We start from the raw sequence: 17,149 nt of genomic DNA, 5'->3' as shown, positions 1-17,149 counted from the left end.
CTTCACTATGCTATCTTCCATCCTCGACAACGACTTCTACAAATTCACCATGCAGCAGGGTGTTATCCGGCTGTTTCCATACGCCCGTGCGCGTTATCGTTTCATCAACCGGGGTAAACACTCTTTCCCTCCCGGATTTGCCGATGCCCTGCGTAAAGCCATAGATGAAATGGCGGGCCTGCAGCTCACCCGGAAAGAAAAGCAGTTCCTGCAGATCACTTGTCCATACCTCGACCCCGTGTACCTCGACTTCCTGGAAGGCTACCGCTACAACCCGGAAGAGGTTCATATTTCACAAGAGGGCGACCAGCTGGAAGTAGGTGTGGAAGGGCTTTGGTACCGGACCATACTTTGGGAAGTGCCCGTCATGTCGCTGATCTGCGAACTGTACTACATGCTGAACCATGCGGAAAGAATTTCCAACGAAGCCATCCTGGAAAATACCCGGCATAAAATAGAGCAGTACCGCCAGCTGGGAGTAACCGTGGCGGAGTTTGGCACACGGCGACGTTATTCCTACAAAGTGCACAAGCTGGTGGTGGAAGCCCTGAAGCAATATGGCACAGGCTCTTTTATAGGCACCAGCAATGTACACCTCGCTATGATGTTCCAGACAAAACCCATCGGCACCCATGCACATGAATGGTTCATGTTCCATGCCGCACGTTTCGGGTTTAAAATGTCTAACGCCACAGGATTACAGAACTGGGTGGATGTGTACAGGGGTGATCTCGGCATTGCATTGTCTGACACCTATACCACGGATGTTTTCCTCCGGCAGTTCGATAAGATGTATTCCAAACTGTTTGACGGTGTGCGGCACGATAGTGGCGACCCATTGGAGTTCACCGATAAAGTGATCCGGCATTACCAGCAAATGGGGATCGACCCGCTGAGCAAAACCATCATTTTCTCCGACGGGCTGAACGTGGAGAAAGTAGCCCGCATAGCAGAACATTGCAGGGGAAGGATCGGGATGTCGTTTGGGATTGGTACCAGTTTAACGAACGACGCAGGGCCGGAAGCAATGAATATCGTCATTAAAATGACGGCTACCAGTCCGCATAACGGAGAATGGACAGAAGTCGTAAAACTGTCGGATGAACCGGGTAAATACACCGGCAGTGAAGAGATGATCCGCCAGGCGAAGCTGGTATTGGGAATCGGAGATGTGTAAAAATGCTAATTTTGGAGGATGATGGATACACGCGCTTACCTTGATGCACATTTCCCGCAGTTTGAAGACGAGCTGAAAGATGAACTGGCAGCAGTTGCAGAGATACGCCACATTCCCGCAGGCGAGCCCCTTATGCGTACGGGGCAAAACATCCGCTCTACCGTTCTGGTAGCAGAAGGCCGCCTTAAACTTTACCGCGAAGGTCAGGAAGAAGGTGAAATCTTCATGTATCACCTTGAACCGGGTAATGCCTGCGCCCTGTCTATGGTTTGCGGCCCGCAGCAGGAAACAAGCGGCGTTATGCTGAAAGCTATTGAAGACAGCACGGTGATCCTCATCCCGGTTACTTCCATGGAAAACTTTATGCAGCGCTATAAAGGCTGGTATAACTTCGTAGTGGAAACCTACCGCAACCGTTTTGAAGAACTCCTCACCCTCATCGATCATATTGCTTTCCGCGCCATGGACGAGCGCCTCGTTTACTACCTCGACACACAGCGTCAAAAATCAGGATCTTCCAAACTCCACATTACACATGGCGAAATCGCCACCGACCTTAACTCTTCCCGCGAAGTGATCAGCCGGCTGTTGAAAAAGCTGGAGCAGCAGGGAAAAGTGAAGGTACACCGCCAGTATATCGAGTTATTATGACGGTGACCAAGGTCACCATTATTGCCGCCGCCTTACCTGAATTTTGCAGTATCAAAAACCAACTGCATGGAATGGACAGGTTATATAGCGGCGATATTCATTGGTATATCCCTGGGATTAACGGGTAGCGGAGGCTCCATCCTCACGATGCCCGTGCTCGTTTACCTGTTCCGCCTTGAACCAACCATCGCTACCACTTACTCCTTATTCATTGTAGGCAGTACCAGCCTTGCCGGTGCAGCGGGCAGCTACCAGCGCAGGGAGCTTTCTCCGGTTACCGGCATTCTATTAGGGCTTTCAAGCGTGGCGGCAGTATTGCTGACACGGCATTTCATACTGCCGGCTATTCCGGAACAACTTTTCAGCATCGGGGCCATGGCCGTATCCCGTGATATGGCCATGATGTTACTCCTATCGTTGCTTATGCTGGTTTCCGCATGGTCAATGATCCGCGGGCGGGAGGCCGATGGCGCAGCGGTAATGCCCGGTAAATGGCTTTTACTCGTTTATGGGGCAGGAACCGGGATGGTTACGGGCCTACTGGGCGCCGGGGGCGGCTTTTTGCTTATTCCCGCACTGGTAAACCTGCTGAAGATGCCGCTCCGTACCGCCACAGGTACCAGCCTGTTCATCATCGCTCTGAATACGTTGGCGGGCTTTGCAGGCGACCTCGGCCATTATCAGCTCCAGTGGCCCTTGCTGCTGACACTTACTGCCCTTGCGCTTGCAGGCATGGCCATCGGGAGCAGGCTGGCACTGCACATACCTTCATCCGGCCTGCGTAAAGGGTTTGGATGGTTCATCCTCGCCCTCGGCATTTTTATCATCGTCAAAGAACTATTCATATGATAGCATTTTTCCAACAACCATGGCCATGGTATGTGGCCGGGCCGCTTATTGGCCTCCTTGTACCCGCATTGCTGCTCACGGGCAACAAAACATTCGGCATCAGTTCAAACTTCCGGCATATCTGCGCAGCCTGTGCCCCGGGTAATATTCCGTTCTTCAAATTCAACTGGAAAAAGGAATCCTGGAACTTCGTGTTTGCCATTGGCATCCTTGCCGGCGGGTGGATCGCGGTAACCTTACTTGGAAACGGGCAGCCTGCATCTATTCATCCATCACTGGCGGCAGACCTTGCAGTATACGGTATCCAACCTGAAGTTGCGATGGTTCCTTCTACACTATTCGGGATAGATCAGTTGTTTACTGTAAGGGGGCTTATTCTTATGGTGGGCGGCGGCCTGCTGGTGGGATTCGGAACCCGTTATGCCGGCGGATGTACCAGCGGGCACTCCATCATGGGCTTATCTGCCCTGCAATGGCCTTCGCTGGTTGCCACTGTGGCATTTATGGCCGGAGGCTTCCTCATGGCGAATCTGATACTTCCCTATTTGCTCGCACTCTAACTACTTAATATCATGAAATATCTGAAATACCTTCTTTTTGGCATCCTGTTCGGCATCATACTCGTTAAAGCGGAAATGATCAGCTGGTTTCGCATACAGGAAATGTTCAGGCTGCAATCGTTCCACATGTACGGCATTATTGGCAGCGCTGTGCTTACCGGTATTATCTCCGTCTGGCTCATACGCCGGTTCAACATTAAAACCATCCATGGCGAAACCGTTGTGATACCGGAAAAGAAATTCAACAGGGGGCAGATCTATGGCGGTTTGCTATTCGGGCTTGGATGGGCTATGACGGGGGCATGCCCCGGCCCGTTGTTTGCTCAGGCAGGTACAGGCGCAGCAGCAGTGAGCGTTACCATCCTCAGCGCTATTGCGGGAACGTGGCTCTATGGCCGGTTCCGGGAAAAACTGCCCCATTAACGCATGAATGAAATCAGGCCTGGCGATGACGGCCGTCAATGCACAGGGGAATGAATTAGAAGACCTTTGCAATGTGATCATAGTCACCCAGCCAGCCAGGATATATTCGGAAATTTGTAAAAAGAAAAGCAATGAAAATTAAACAATTCGAAGATAAAGCACTTGCACATTTCTCATATGCCATCACAGGTGCCAATGGCACCATTCTGATAGACCCCAGCCGCGACCCGCTCCCTTACCTGGAGTATGCCGCAGCTGAAAACTCATCCATCATAGGGGTAATTGAAACCCACCCCCATGCGGATTTCGTAAGCAGTCACCTGGAGCTGCATAATGCAGTGGGGGCCACTTTATACTGTTCCCGCATCCTCGGAGCCACTTATCCGCATACCACATTCGATGAGGGAGACTCCATCGATTTGGGCGACGGCGCCATTTTAAAGGCCCTTAACACCCCCGGCCACTCGCCAGACAGTATTTCCATTGTACTGGAAGAAAACGGCCTTCAAACCGCCGTATTCACCGGGGATACATTGTTCATAGGAGATTGCGGCCGGCCGGATCTGCGTGAGAACACCGGTACCGTATCCGCCAAACGCGAAGCCCTTGCGGCAGACATGTATCATTCCCTCCGGAATAAACTCATGACCCTGCACGATGATGCTGTGGTATACCCGGCACACGGCTCCGGCTCCCTCTGTGGCAAAAGCCTCTCACCGGAAACATCCGGCACTATCGGCGGAGAAAAACGTACCAACTGGTCGCTGCAGGAAATGACGCAGGACGAATTCGTGAAAGCGCTGCTCTCCGACCAGCCATTCGTTCCAAAATATTTCACATTCGATGTTTCCATTAACCGCACCGGTGCAGAGGATCTCGAAATTGCATTGAAAAGAGTACCCGGCTGCTCAATGTCATCCGCACTGATCGTTGACACACGGCCGGAAAAGATATTCAAGGAAGGCCACATCCCCGGCGCCATTAACCTGCAGGAAGGTGGCATGTTCGAGACATGGCTGGGCAGCATCGTATCTCCCACCGAGCCATATGTGCTGCTGGCGGGCGATGATGCATGCCTTGGCCGCGTGGTTTACAGAACTGCTAAAATCGGCTACGAATCCTTCATCGCCGGTACCGGTATTGCCAAAGGCGGCACAACCGTAACACCCGCGCTGGATGTGGAAGCTTTCCGCGCTCAGCCCGAAAAGTTTACCATCGTAGATGTGCGGAACGCCGGAGAAACTGCCGTTAAAAAACTATTTAAAGATTCAATCAGCATCCCGCTGCATGAGCTCCGTGAGCGCACAGGGGAAATACCAACGGAAAAACCCATTGTAGTGCATTGCGCAGGTGGTTACCGCAGCGCGGCAGGCAGCAGCATTGTAGCTGCGGCATTGCCGGAAGCAACCGTATACGACCTCGGGGAAGCTGTAAAAACATTCCAGGGCTAACGCCCATACGCATCAGGTTAAGACTGGGCTGGCTCTTTTGGGCCGGCCTTTTTCATTTAACCCTGCATGAAGTTCTTCACGAAGCGGTAGCCGTTCTCAAAAAAGAGGTTGTCCGCAAACTGTTTTACATCCAGATCCCGGTACCAGTCAGATGCATCTTCCAGTTGTGAGAGGTACCCCCGGAAGTCGGTACGGATATAACGCTTCAGCCGCTCCATGTCTTTAACGCCCGGCATGGTGATAAAAGGATTGATCAGCCCGTCGAAGTCACTGCCAATGGTAATGTGCTGAATGGAGGTGCTTAACGGTATACCGGCACGAAGGCAGGTTTGAAGATAATGCTTGAGGTGCAGGAAGATATGATCGTAATACCAGCGCTCCTGTTTACTCTGATCTCCCCAGTTGGCATGGAGCTTTTGAACAGTTAGGCAGGCCATAGGATTCACTTTCTGCTGATATTTTCCAAGGTCGATGTTCAACGCATCCCATTCCGCCTGCGATATGAAATCGGTATCTACCACAAAGTCGCCATCCAGCCTGCCGTCTACATCCGCATCGAAAGGATCTACGTACCCGAGGATGCGGCGGTCCATGGAAAGACCGATCATTCCCCCGTGCGCCACGATCCAGGCGATCTCTTCATCAAACAGGTTGATGGTGGTCATGTTAAAAGTGGGGGCACAATCCTGCGAGGGCACACTGTCTGCCGCAAAGGACTTTGCCATTTCCACTCTCACCACCGGTCCTTCCGCCCGCGCAAGACTCATGTACTCCGGCCATGCTTCGAACGGAATGCCGGTGAAACCCGCATGGGTGCAAAGCAAAGGCATGGGTGCATGCAGCGTGATGTCGCCATCACCATCTACCGCCTCCATCAGATCGCGGCGCGATTTGTAGCTCATATGCTTCAGATCGGGATGGATACCCCGGTCGAACAATGCCTGTGCAATATCGTACCCATCGGGCTGCATGCCATTACCCGTAGGGAAAAACGGTGCGGGGTTGGTGAGCTGAATACCGAATGCGTGGTTGCAGAGGCTCGATTGCTGCATATGGGTGAGGTTAACGGCCAGTATGGGAATATCCCGTGCCAGCAGGGTATCGAGGTTATCGATGATCTCCGTAACGGGGAACACCTTGCCATCGCCCGTACGGTTAACGCTGTCTACAAAGGAATGGCATCCTTCCACTACGAAGAATATATTGATTTTATCCGTGGGCAACCCGTTGGCAAACGTATCACTGGTAATAACATTAAAGATGTTGCTGTTATCCTGATAGGCTTTCAGCGTACGGTTGACGAGGAAGTCGGTAAATGCCTTGTAATCGTTGAGCACGATCTTCTTCAGCAAGGGCTCCGACAGTTTATGCTGCGATCCCGTACGCAGATGCTGCCGGAGGGGTATTACCTCTGCCGCCAGAAAACTTTCCATACTGTACAGCACAATGCCCAGCAGTACCCCTTCCGGGTATTGGGCCAGCTGCGAAGGGTGGATCTGCGACTGGATGATATTAGGAATGTCTGTACACTGCGTTTGCAGCACTTTTACTTCATTACGGCCCAGCATGTCGGTAACGCTGCCGGTTTCACTGAAAAGCTGTTTCAGAATGGGATGGGTGTGAAAATCAAAGTATTGCATGACTATGGGGTTTGTAAAACGGGGTCAGGAAACGACGTTACGTGGCTGATGGGGCTGCTGATACGGGGCTATGCTTCGGACTATGTAATTTAAGGATTTTTTGCATGCAGACGGGCAGCGGCGGCATACCCGGCATAAAAAACTGCCGGCACCTGTAAGATGCCGGCAGTGTATAAGAAGGTGGGAATATGCTATACAAAAGCGCTGAAACCTGTAATGGCACGCCCTACTATGAGGGAGTTGATCTCTTTGGTGCCCTCATAGGAGTAAATGGCTTCCGCATCGGCCACAAACCGGGCCACATTATATTCAAGCAGGATACCGTTGCCACCCATTACTTCGCGGGCACGGCTCACGATATCGCGGGTACGGAGGGAGCAGAATACCTTCGCCAGGGAAGCATGCTCATCTTTCAGCAGCCCCTGATCCTGCAGTTCCGACAACCTGAACACCAGCGATTGCATGGCGGTGAGGTTAGACAACATTTCCACGAGGTGGTTCTGTATAAGCTGGAACGAGGCGATGGGTTTCCCGAACTGTTTCCTTTTACGGGTATAATCGAGAGCGTTCTCATAAGCCCCACGCGCACAGCCTACCGCCATCCATGCCACGCCTGCGCGGGTCATCTGCAGTACGCGTGCTGTATCCCGGAAGGAATTGGCGTTCTGCAACCGGTCTCTTTCTTCCACCACACAGTTTTCCATGGTAATAAGTCCATTCTGTACGATACGCAGGGCCATTTTGCCTTTGATCTTATCCACTTTGAAACCGGGCGTGCCCTTACGCACCAGGAACCCTTTCACTTCGCCGTCTCCCAGATCTTTGGCCCATACAACGGTCACATCCGCAAAGGGGGCATTACCGATCCATTTCTTCTGGCCATTCAGCACCCATCCTTCGGCCGTTCTTTGCGCGGTAACGGTTAGTCCTCCCGCAGCACCGGAGCCAACCTCGGGCTCCGTAAGGCCAAATGCGCCTATAATTTTGAACTGCTGCATACCGGGGAGCCATTCCTGCTTCTGTTCCTCGGAACCACACAGATAGATAGAGCCCATGGCAAGACCGCTCTGTACCCCGAAGAAAGTGGCAATGGAAGCATCCACCCTTCCCATTTCCATGGCAATGATGCCTTCCATAAGGAACGACCTGCCGGGACAGCCATAACCTTTATAGGTAAGTCCGCATACATTCAGCTCCGCCAGTTTGGGGATCACCTCAAACGGGAAATCATCATGCAGCCAGTAGTTATTTACGACAGGGGCTATTTCCCGCTCCATAAACTCACGGACCTTCAGCTGCAGCGCCCTGTCTTCATCGCTCAGGCGGAGGTGCAGCTCATAGAAATCGGCATTGATTTCAGGAAGTATTTTTTCCTTCTTCCCTCCTTCCATCATTTTCATCAATCCTTTCAGCTGCTTGTCGTCCAGTTTCGAAAAGCCTTCCATTACCTTTTGCAGATCCACTTTCTTCGACAGTTTGTTGAGCTGTTCGAAGTCGATGGATTTGAACAGGCGATAGGCCTGCCGGATCTTTTCTAACGTTCCTGCCATGATATGTCGGTTTTATTAGTTGCTAATAATCTGCCCGGAGAATCATTTCTTCCATGAATTCTTCGCCCCCGTTGGCTTCCGTACGGATCACCATGGTGCTTTCCAGCATTTTTGAAATAGGGCATGCCTTCGCGATCTGCAATAACCGTTCCCTTTGTTCCTGGGTTGTATCCGCATGGAAATACACGTCCCGGTCAATAAACGAGATCAGTGTTCCATCGGTTATCTTCTGGGAAAGATTGCAGTTCACGCTGATGTTGGGGATATCCCACCCTTTACGGTCGATGTACATACGCAGGGTGGCCAGGGTGCAGGATGCGAGGGAGGAAAGGAAAAGCGTGAAAGGATCAGGACCACTATCCTGCCCGCCGGACTTCTCCGGTTCATCAGCAATAAAGCTGCCGTTCCGCCATTCAATCACACAGCGGTATTTCACTTCTCCGATGGTGCCGCGCACCGGTTTATCCATTTTGTACTGCATGCTGCAATTTACGGCTTATACGGCAGTTGTGTCAATACTTACATCCTGCCTTTAGGCGGCTGCCGTCAATCCGGGAATTGCGATTTATCTATTTTGGGAAGAATGCGGAGGGCGTTCTTGTAGTAGACCTTCTTCAGGATATTGTCTGACAGGTTGAGGCCGTACATGCGCCAGAAAGCGTGGTATTTCTTGTGATAAGGGAAGTATTCATCGCCGGTTTCCAGTACCCGGAAATAGGTTTCATATTCTTCCGGCACCCAGGAGTCTTTACCAAACAGTATCCTGTCCTGGTACTTCTCGAAGAATGCGCGTGCCATCTGCGGCTGGCGGCCCAGCTCTGCGATCACGGCTCCAAATTCCACCACAATATTGGGCATCTGATCCATCAGCTTGCCCAAATGCGCCAAATCGTTGGCGTACCAGCCAAAGTGCGCATCTATAAAAGTGGTTTTAGGATGCTTTTTAAACATGCGGTGCTGCTCGGCAATGAGGGTTTCCCAGGGTGCCGGGTTATCCGGCCCGCGTTTACGGCCGGGATGGGTTACAATTTCCATCCAGCGCTCGTTATGCTCGTCTGCAGGATCCCAGAAAGGTTTGGGATCAGCGGTATGGATAAGAACGGGCATTTTCAGCTCGCCACATTTAGCCCAGATGGCATCGAGGCGCGGATCGTCTACCGTTACGCGGTTGCCTTTGTTATCTTTCACACTGAGGCCCAGGTTCTTGAATACTTTCAGCCCGCCTGCCCCTTCGCGTGCGTCCTGCTCCAGCTGGGCTACGGCTTTGGCGGTCCAGCCTTCTTCACCGATACCGCTGAAATTGATATTGGCGAAAACGACGAAGCGTTTAGGTGCATTGGCTTTGATGCTGCTGGTCATTTCCTTCAGCCCGCTGCCGTAGCCGCCGCTAAGGTTCACCATTACCTTCATATTGAGGGCATCCATAGCTTTGGAAAGGCGTGCCAGTGAAGCGCCGTCCATATTCCGCTGGTGGTTATGTACGTCAATGAAAGGGAATTTAGCGCGGGGCACCCGGTGCTCCGGCACTTTCAGTGTGGATACGGGATCATACTTTTCGAAATCCATTTTCTGCTGTCCGAGCGCAGTAGAAGCGATCAGGAGGCAGCCGGCGAAGGCATAAGTTCTGAGCATAAGCGTGAAGGGTAAGATAGTCAGCTAAATCTACACAATACCGGCGAATGTGCAAGCCGGAAATGACGAGCGGCAGCTCAGGGAGCATCCGGCAGCGGGTCTGCAGCAGCAGGGCTTGCAGGATCATAGATAGCCACGCCCACCCTTGAATCCGCGCATCCGTAATACAGATACCACTTGCCACCATAATACGCCATCCCTTCAATGAACACGGTGCCATCGCGGTACTGGCCGCTTTTCTCAAATGGCGCCATAGGCCGGAGGAACGGTACATCCAGCCGGGCAATCACTTTAGTAGGATCTGCGGAATCGAACAGCACCTGCCCTGCGCAATAGGCATTGGCATTGAAGCGGGGATCGCGGCCTGTGTTGGATTTGTTCTTACCGTTATAAAGGAGCAAAATGCCTGAAGGGGTTTTAATAGCCGGGGGGCCGCACTCGGTTAAGTCACTGTCGAAATATCCATTACGCGGACGGATGAACGCTTTTAGCTCTCCTGTGGAGTCCGTCACCGGCTCCCAGTCGGTCAGGTTATCGGACCAGGCCCCATGCACACCACGCTCTCCCCAGTACATGAAGTACCTCCCGTTCAATTTGGCAATTACCTGCTTACCATCTTTTATCTCGGTAACGAGTGAAGCGGATTTGCTCCACGACTTATTAAACTTACCATCGTACGCCTGCTCAAAGGCCGGCCCGTGCTTTTCCCAATGTATGAGATCACGGGAGGTGGCCACGCCCAGCCGGGCAATGGTGCGGTTCCACTGGGTATAGAGCATTACATATAACCCGTCTTCCGTTACCGCCACCCGCGGGTCTTCACATCCTCCGGGCCATTCATTCGCCTGCTGACTGTCAACGGCAGGGTACATCACCGGTACGGGCATCCTGTCGAATGTAATACCGTCGGTACTAACTGCATGCCCGATGCGGGAAGTGCGGTGGCCGATCTTTACACCCGATTTATCTTCTGCACGGTACAGCAGTACTATACGCCCGTCTTTCACAGCAGCGGCGGGGTTAAAGGTATCGTTCGACTGCCAGGCAACGGAGTCCTCATGCATGGGGCACCAGAACCGGATAAGGCTGTCTGGAGAAATAACCGGGTTGCGGCCTTCAGGGCGCACAAAGCCACCCATGGCCCAGGCGGGCAAACGGTGCTGGGCAATAGCCGGGTGGAGAATTAACAGCAGTAAAAGCGCGGAAAGAATACGTGGAATTTTCATAAGCCTGAATATACAAAAAACCCGGAGGATGTTTCATCTTCCGGGCTTAAGGGAACGGCGCATAAAGGCACGTACTTCATCATTCACATCTTCCGGCAGCAGCATTCTGAAATGATGGTTAAATTGCTGCTGTCCCGGCACCTGTGCTATCTTCTGAAAACACAGGTTATCAGGGAATGATTGTGAGAAAGGGAACACCACATGCAGGAAGTTTTTACCCAGCTGCGTGATGTAAGCAGCATGACCATCCGGACCTTCCACCACCAGCATGGATTTGGTGGAAGCAACCCCGGCAGCCCCTTCTTCCCGGAAGGCCGCTACAAAAGCATGGTAGAGGGCCAGGGCTTCGGGTGTTTTATTTTGCAGCAGCGGATGGGTTTCGCTCATGGGAGGTTCATTTCCCGCAAGGTACAAAACTGCATCAACCTGCGCGGCGGCTTTCCTCTTCGCTGCCTGATTTTCTTTCGCGGGCACCCTCTACTTTGGAGTTACCGAAGCGGTAAGTGAACGTCACATTCAGGGTTCTGTTCTGCCAGCGGTTGTTCACCTGCAGGTATACGTTGTTGAAATCTGCAGTACCCCTGAAGCGGGCCGAAGCAAAGATGTCGTTCACACTTACTTTCAGCGTTCCTTTCTTCTTCATCATCGTTTTCTGTATGCCTGCATTGGCAGCCCACATCGGCTCCGAACGCCAGATGCCGTACACATTAGGCGCTTCATACCAGCCGCTCAGCTCAATCTTGAAATCTTTCGGAAGGGTGAAGGTATGGGTGGTATTGAAATGCCAGGAAAGACTTTTGGTAGTGAAGTTACCCAGCGAGTCTTTGATCCAGTACTGGTTGTGGTAAACAGACGCGTTGGTATTGGCGTTCCACCATTTGGTGAAATCTACCGGCACACTCACTTCAAACGAAATATTCTTGCGTGTGCCCAGGTTCCGCGAAGTACTGGTGGTTACTTTCGTTTCGTTGTTCAGCATCAGGTATTCGTCGATCACATCATTGGTTTGCGTGTACCCGGCCGTAAAAATGTATTTGTTCTTAAAGGTGTAGGAAAGCTCTGTGTTATGCGTGTATTCCGGCGTCAGGTAAGAGTTGCCGCGGAAGAAGGTGTATTTGTCGAGGAAGAACATGAACGGGTTTAACTGGCCGTAACCCGGACGGTTGATGCGCTTGTTGTAAGTGAAGCCCATCTTGTTATTGTCGTTGAACTTATAATCTGCCGTGAAGTTGGGGAAGAAATCGAGGTAGTACCGGCGGATGCGGTTCTTCAGCGAAATCGAATTTGCATCGGAAGTAGTGTGCTCCAGCCTGAGGCCTGCAGTGAGGTCTACCTTCTTCCAGTTCTTCTTCAATGTGGCATAACCCGCAATTACATCTTCGCGGTACACAAACTGATCGTATTGGGAAAGTACCGGTTTGTATACGCCGCTGATGAGGGAATCCAATGCCATGTTGTTGTCTGTTTCCACAAAACTTGCCTTGGCACCGGCTTCCAGTTTAAACGACTTTGTGATGGCCTGCACCCAGTCGGCTTTTATACTGCGGATCTCGATATTGGTAAACGGCAGTGTACGAAGCCCACTCTTGTTGAGGATCATTCCATCATTCACCCGGCGCATACTGTCTGCCAGGTAGGTATGCATGCGGTTGTAGAACTTCGCGTAATCCGCATCCATGCTAAACTCCGAACCCAGCGTATCCATCTTGAGTTTGTAGTTCAGGTTAGCGGAAATACCGCGGAAACGGTTATTGCCCACCACATCGGAATAAAGGACGGAATCGGCCGGCTTGCCGGGATTCATTACCTCCGTGGCGCTGGGGGCAGAACGCCAGAAAGCATTGGAGTAACCATTTACCATTACACCGATGGTCTGCTTATCATTCACGAAGTAATCAAAACCCACTTTACCGGAACGGTTGAGAAAATCGTTTTTCTGCAATACGCTCTGACGGTAATACAACGGATCATCGCCACCGGTCCTCCGGTTCAGTTCCCGTGTATTGAATCCCTGGCGGTCGCCCCAGTTGAGGTTACCGAAAGCATTGAACTTTTTGGTTCTCCAGTTGAGGGTAAGACCGGTGCTGTAATAGAAGTATCTGCCCACACCGCCGGAAAGACTTACCGAGCCGTTGAAACCGGTAAGCTGTCCTTTCTTGGTTTTGATATTGATGATACCCGATGAGCCTGCGGCATCGTATTTAGCACCCGGACTGGTAATAATCTCTATCGCAGACACCCCTTCCGCATTCATGCTTTTAAGGAGTTCCGCGAGGGCTTCGTTGGAAAGGTAAGTCAGCTTCCCGTCGATCATTACGGTAACGCCCTGTTTGCCTTTCAGGACGAGGTTATCATCCTTATCCACGGTTACACCGGGAGCGCGGCGGAGGAGGTCCAGCACGGTGTTGCCTGCTGCGGCCACACTGCCTTCCACGTTGAGGATGGTTTTACCTTCTGCACGTTCTATGAATGGTTTCTGCGCAGTTACTTCCACACCTTTCAGGCTTTTGGGAGCAGTTTGCAGTACGAGGGTATTGAGGGTGATATTTTTCTCCTGCACCTGGAACACATCCGTGCGTGCAGCAGTGTATCCCATTTGTGAAGCTTCGATGAAATATTTGCCGGGGTTAACGGATTCAAACTGAATTTTACCGTCGGTATCACTCATCTGCCCTTTTACGAGGGAGGAATCTGTTGCTTTCTTTACCACTACGCTGGCGAATGGAAGGGGGCTGCCGGAAGCATCTGTGACTTTGAGGTAAATGTTCCGCTGTGCATACGCGCTAACGTATGAGCACACCAGCAAGGTCAACGTGAGGAGAAAGGAGCGGAGTTGCATAAACAAGGTAAAATAGTTGCTGAAAAGGATGATGATAAAGTTCGGACGGATGTTCGGATTTCAACTCCCGTTCATCCCAAACCTGCGCCACTGGATTATTTCAGTAGAAATACGTACCGCAGCGCATACCCCATAAAGACGATGGTGCCTGCTGAAAGTTGCAGGTGAATGACGGGTGGTTGAAAGGCAACATGAGTGGCAGGAAAACACAGGGCACCGGCAAACGATTGCCGGCGCCCTGTAACACTTGATAAGCAGACCTCAGTAAACTGAAATATGCTATTGATTTACAGCTTAATATCGGTGGGTTTCTGACCGGTTACACCCGGCTTCGCAACATAAAGATCACCGGCAGAGGGGTATTGTGCCAGATCAGTTTCCTTAGCAGCAGTAGTGATGAGCAGTGTCTGCAGATCTTCTCCTCCGAAGCAGCAGGCTGTTACATTCGGTACGGGCACTTCAATAAAACCGGTCTGCTCCCCGGTGGCAGGGTTCCACCTGCCAACGCCATGGCCGCCCCAGATCGCAATCCAGAGCATACCTTCCGCATCGCAGGTCATGCCATCGGGGAAGCCCATCGAAGGTGGAATAGTGATGATGGTGCGCTCATGCTGCAGTGTACCGTTGGGGTGATAATCGAAAGCTATGATGGTACGGGCCAGACTGTCGGTATAATACATGGTTTTGCCATCGGGCGACCAGGCTATGCCATTGGAGCAGGCTACTTCCGGATAACGGACTGCTGCCTGCAGGTCTTCACCGATCAGGTAAAGATCTCCGCCGCCGGCACGATGGTCGAATGCGGTGGTACCGATCCATAAGCGCCCCTGTGCATCTGCGGCTCCATCGTTGCAGCGCAGTTCCTCCCACTGTAATCCCATATCCGTAATCCGTTCCGTTTTGCCGGTTGACAGGTGAAGGCGGGAGATGCCTCCCTGTTGTGCAATCACCAGCTCGTCTTTACCTGCGGGCAAGGCCAGCGAAACGTAATTGCCGGGAGCATACGTACGCACTTCACCGTTGAGGTGATCACATACGAAGATTTCTCCCGCAACAATATCTACCCAAATCCATCGGTTGTGAACAGCATCCCAGCGCGGCCCTTCTCCTAACTTTAATCCTGCTTTCCGCCAATGCGAAGCAGTGATTCTTTCATGCATTTCCATCAGGAGGTAAATTATTAAATAAATCCTTGTCCGCACACTATTTCAGCCAAAATATTCCTATCTTTCGGGTACGTACCCGTAATAACGGGTTATTCCTTCCATGTGTGTGATAACGATTATGTATACCCGATGAAAAAATGGCTTTCTTATTTGCTGCCGGCAGTAATACCGGCAAGTGTATTTTTGTCCTGCAACGAACCGGCCAACAGGTTCTCCCAGCCGGTAACCGCCGCGCTGGAACTGGATTCCGGCATTATAGGCATCTCCACCGTAGCAGAAGGATTAAATGTTCCCTGGGAAATCTGCTGGGGGCCGGACGGGCATATCTGGTTCACGGAACAGAGTGGTACGGTCAGTAAAATAGATCCTGCCACGGGCAAAAAGAAACAGGTACTCTCCATTCCTGAAGTGTACCGCCAGCGCTCACTGGGTTTGCTTGGCATGACGGTGCATCCCACCGAACCTTTCGTTTACCTTGATTATACCACCCGTAAGGCAGACTCTTCCATCGTTTCACGCCTCGTGCGATATAACCGTGGAAATGATACCCTCACGGATCCTAAGATATTACTTGAATTCCCCGGTAATACGGGCCATAATGGTTCCCGCGTACTGGTAGGCCCGGATGGGAAAGTGTATTTCTCTACCGGAGATGCTGCCCACGACGAATTTGCAGGAGACACGGCATCGCTGAATGGCAAGGTGCTGCGCCTCAATGCAGACGGTTCCGTTCCGGCAGATAATCCTTACCCGGGCAATTACATGTGGTCGCGCGGGCACCGTAACATACAGGGCCTCGCGTTCACCGACAACGGCCAACTCTTTGCTTCCGAACATGGCGACGCTACCGACGATGAGCTGAACCTCATCCAAAAAGCAGCTTATTACGCATGGCCCCATATCGAAGGCTTTGCAGACCGGGCTGATGAAAAGGCGTATGCAGACAGCTTCCCTTTCAACCCGCCCGCCAAAGCCTGGACGCCTACCATCGCACCTGCAGGCATCAGCTATTACAACCACACCGCCATCCCCGACTGGCAGAACACGATATTACTCGGCACCCTCAAAGGCGCCAGCCTGCATGTACTGCAACTGAACGATGCCCGCGATTCCGTGATGGGGGAAAAGATATACTTCACGCAGCAGTTTGGCCGCATCCGCGATATCTGCGTATCGACCGAAGGTGATATTTACCTCGCCACCAGCAACCGCGACTGGAACCCCGGAAAGGGCTTCCCCATCCCGGCAGACGACCGGATCATCCGCCTCTCTCCCATTAAGGAATCGAAAGGACTTACCATCCTCCCCGGTCCTGCCGCTGCTCCGGTATCTCCCGTAGCCAAAGGCCCTGCCATCTATAAAAGCTATTGTGAAGCCTGCCATAAGGCAGACGGTAAAGGCGTTGCGGGTTCATTCCCTGCCCTCGCGCAAAGCAAAATCGTAACCGGTAAGCCGGAGGCATTGCTGAACATACTGCTAAATGGCAGTAAGTCATCCGCCACAGAGCACATGCCTGCATTCTCCTTCCTTTCCGACGAAGATATTGCCGCTGTTGCCACACATATCCGCAGCGCATGGGGCAATACGGCCGACAGTATTTCCGCCACCGCCGTACAGGCACTGCGCAAACCCGCTAAGTAAATCAGGAACCATCCATACCGGAAAGGGCTTTCTCTGCAAGAGGAAGCCCTTTGTTATTCCCTTTATCATCGTGTACCAGGATAAGACCCCACAACCTGTATACTTATTCCAGGACGAAACCCGAAAACCCCAAAGGCCGATTACAGGCCAATTAGAGGCCGATTACAGGCCGATTACAGGCCGATTAGAGGCCGATTAGCGCGTTTTTTCAGCACATTGTCTTACACTGAAAAAACTTTACAGGGTTAGGGGGTTAAGTACGGGATTGGCTTGACAGCATTGTCGTTAAACACTGTTTTCGCTTTACAGTTACTTGGCTTGCGATCAAATTCGCTTTACAATTG

15 protein-coding genes are annotated in these 17,149 nt (G+C 51.9%); 7 read left to right on the top strand and 8 right to left on the bottom strand.

Annotated features, from left to right (window positions below; genetic code table 11):
* Positions 1–7: 7 nt before the first annotated feature.
* The 6 genes from pncB (at position 8) to DEV76_RS14540 (ending at position 5,111) form a co-directional block, all read left to right on the top strand.
* The gene (pncB, locus tag DEV76_RS14565) at positions 8–1,177 is read left to right on the top strand and encodes a nicotinate phosphoribosyltransferase (protein WP_109698660.1); all 1,170 of its coding nucleotides are present in this window, start codon (positions 8–10) and stop codon (positions 1,175–1,177) included.
* Between the two features lie 18 nt (positions 1,178–1,195).
* A complete protein-coding gene (locus DEV76_RS14560; protein WP_232826954.1) occupies positions 1,196–1,828 on the top strand; it encodes a Crp/Fnr family transcriptional regulator in 633 nt (210 codons plus the stop codon).
* Positions 1,829–1,894: 66 nt separating this feature from the next.
* Complete coding sequence (locus tag DEV76_RS14555) at positions 1,895–2,677, top strand: sulfite exporter TauE/SafE family protein (RefSeq protein WP_109699014.1); 783 nt, start codon at positions 1,895–1,897, stop codon at positions 2,675–2,677.
* Positions 2,674–3,237, top strand: coding sequence for a YeeE/YedE family protein (locus tag DEV76_RS14550; protein WP_109698659.1), 564 nt, complete (start codon positions 2,674–2,676; stop codon positions 3,235–3,237). The genes DEV76_RS14555 and DEV76_RS14550 overlap by 4 nt, the downstream gene beginning before the upstream one ends.
* 12 nt (positions 3,238–3,249) lie before the next feature.
* A complete protein-coding gene (locus DEV76_RS14545) occupies positions 3,250–3,660 on the top strand; it encodes a DUF6691 family protein (RefSeq protein ID WP_109698658.1) in 411 nt (136 codons plus the stop codon).
* Positions 3,661–3,791: 131 nt separating this feature from the next.
* Complete coding sequence (locus DEV76_RS14540; RefSeq protein ID WP_109698657.1) at positions 3,792–5,111, top strand: MBL fold metallo-hydrolase; 1,320 nt, start codon at positions 3,792–3,794, stop codon at positions 5,109–5,111.
* 56 nt (positions 5,112–5,167) lie between these two features.
* Here the strand turns inward: DEV76_RS14540 and DEV76_RS14535 are convergent, their stop codons facing one another.
* The 8 genes from DEV76_RS14535 to DEV76_RS14500 all read right to left on the bottom strand — a co-directional run bounded on the left by DEV76_RS14535 (position 5,168) and on the right by DEV76_RS14500 (position 15,158).
* Positions 5,168–6,751 carry a hypothetical protein gene (locus tag DEV76_RS14535; protein ID WP_109698656.1) on the bottom strand — a complete coding sequence of 528 codons (1,584 nt, stop codon included), beginning with the start codon at positions 6,749–6,751 and terminating at the stop codon, positions 5,168–5,170.
* A gap of 191 nt (positions 6,752–6,942) precedes the next feature.
* Positions 6,943–8,301 (bottom strand): acyl-CoA dehydrogenase family protein, encoded by a 1,359-nt coding sequence (locus tag DEV76_RS14530; RefSeq protein ID WP_109698655.1) that lies wholly within the window; start codon positions 8,299–8,301, stop codon positions 6,943–6,945.
* Between the two features lie 22 nt (positions 8,302–8,323).
* Positions 8,324–8,782, bottom strand: coding sequence for an OsmC family protein (locus DEV76_RS14525; protein WP_109698654.1), 459 nt, complete (start codon positions 8,780–8,782; stop codon positions 8,324–8,326).
* A 65-nt stretch (positions 8,783–8,847) separates the two neighbouring features.
* Positions 8,848–9,933 carry an amidohydrolase family protein gene (locus tag DEV76_RS14520; protein WP_109698653.1) on the bottom strand — a complete coding sequence of 362 codons (1,086 nt, stop codon included), beginning with the start codon at positions 9,931–9,933 and terminating at the stop codon, positions 8,848–8,850.
* A 77-nt stretch (positions 9,934–10,010) separates the two neighbouring features.
* On the bottom strand, positions 10,011–11,159 hold the full coding sequence (locus tag DEV76_RS14515) for a glycoside hydrolase family 130 protein (RefSeq protein ID WP_109698652.1): 1,149 nt from the start codon (positions 11,157–11,159) through the stop codon (positions 10,011–10,013).
* 33 nt (positions 11,160–11,192) lie between these two features.
* Entirely contained in the window at positions 11,193–11,546 is a 354-nt protein-coding gene (locus DEV76_RS26125) for a hypothetical protein (RefSeq protein ID WP_198652073.1), read from the bottom strand.
* 34 nt (positions 11,547–11,580) lie between these two features.
* On the bottom strand, positions 11,581–13,998 hold the full coding sequence (locus tag DEV76_RS14505) for an outer membrane beta-barrel protein (protein ID WP_109698651.1): 2,418 nt from the start codon (positions 13,996–13,998) through the stop codon (positions 11,581–11,583).
* 287 nt (positions 13,999–14,285) lie between these two features.
* On the bottom strand, positions 14,286–15,158 hold the full coding sequence (locus DEV76_RS14500; protein WP_157962900.1) for an SMP-30/gluconolactonase/LRE family protein: 873 nt from the start codon (positions 15,156–15,158) through the stop codon (positions 14,286–14,288).
* Between the two features lie 189 nt (positions 15,159–15,347).
* Here DEV76_RS14500 and DEV76_RS14495 point away from each other — a divergent pair, with 189 nt between their 5' ends.
* The gene (locus DEV76_RS14495) at positions 15,348–16,805 is read left to right on the top strand and encodes a PQQ-dependent sugar dehydrogenase (protein WP_232826953.1); all 1,458 of its coding nucleotides are present in this window, start codon (positions 15,348–15,350) and stop codon (positions 16,803–16,805) included.
* The last annotated feature ends 344 nt before the right edge of the window (positions 16,806–17,149 follow it).

Source organism: Chitinophaga deserti (genome assembly GCF_003149455.1).
GTDB lineage: Bacteria > Bacteroidota > Bacteroidia > Chitinophagales > Chitinophagaceae > Chitinophaga > Chitinophaga deserti.
Note: the sequence above shows the minus strand (reverse complement) of the source record. Positions and strands in the feature narration are given on the sequence as shown.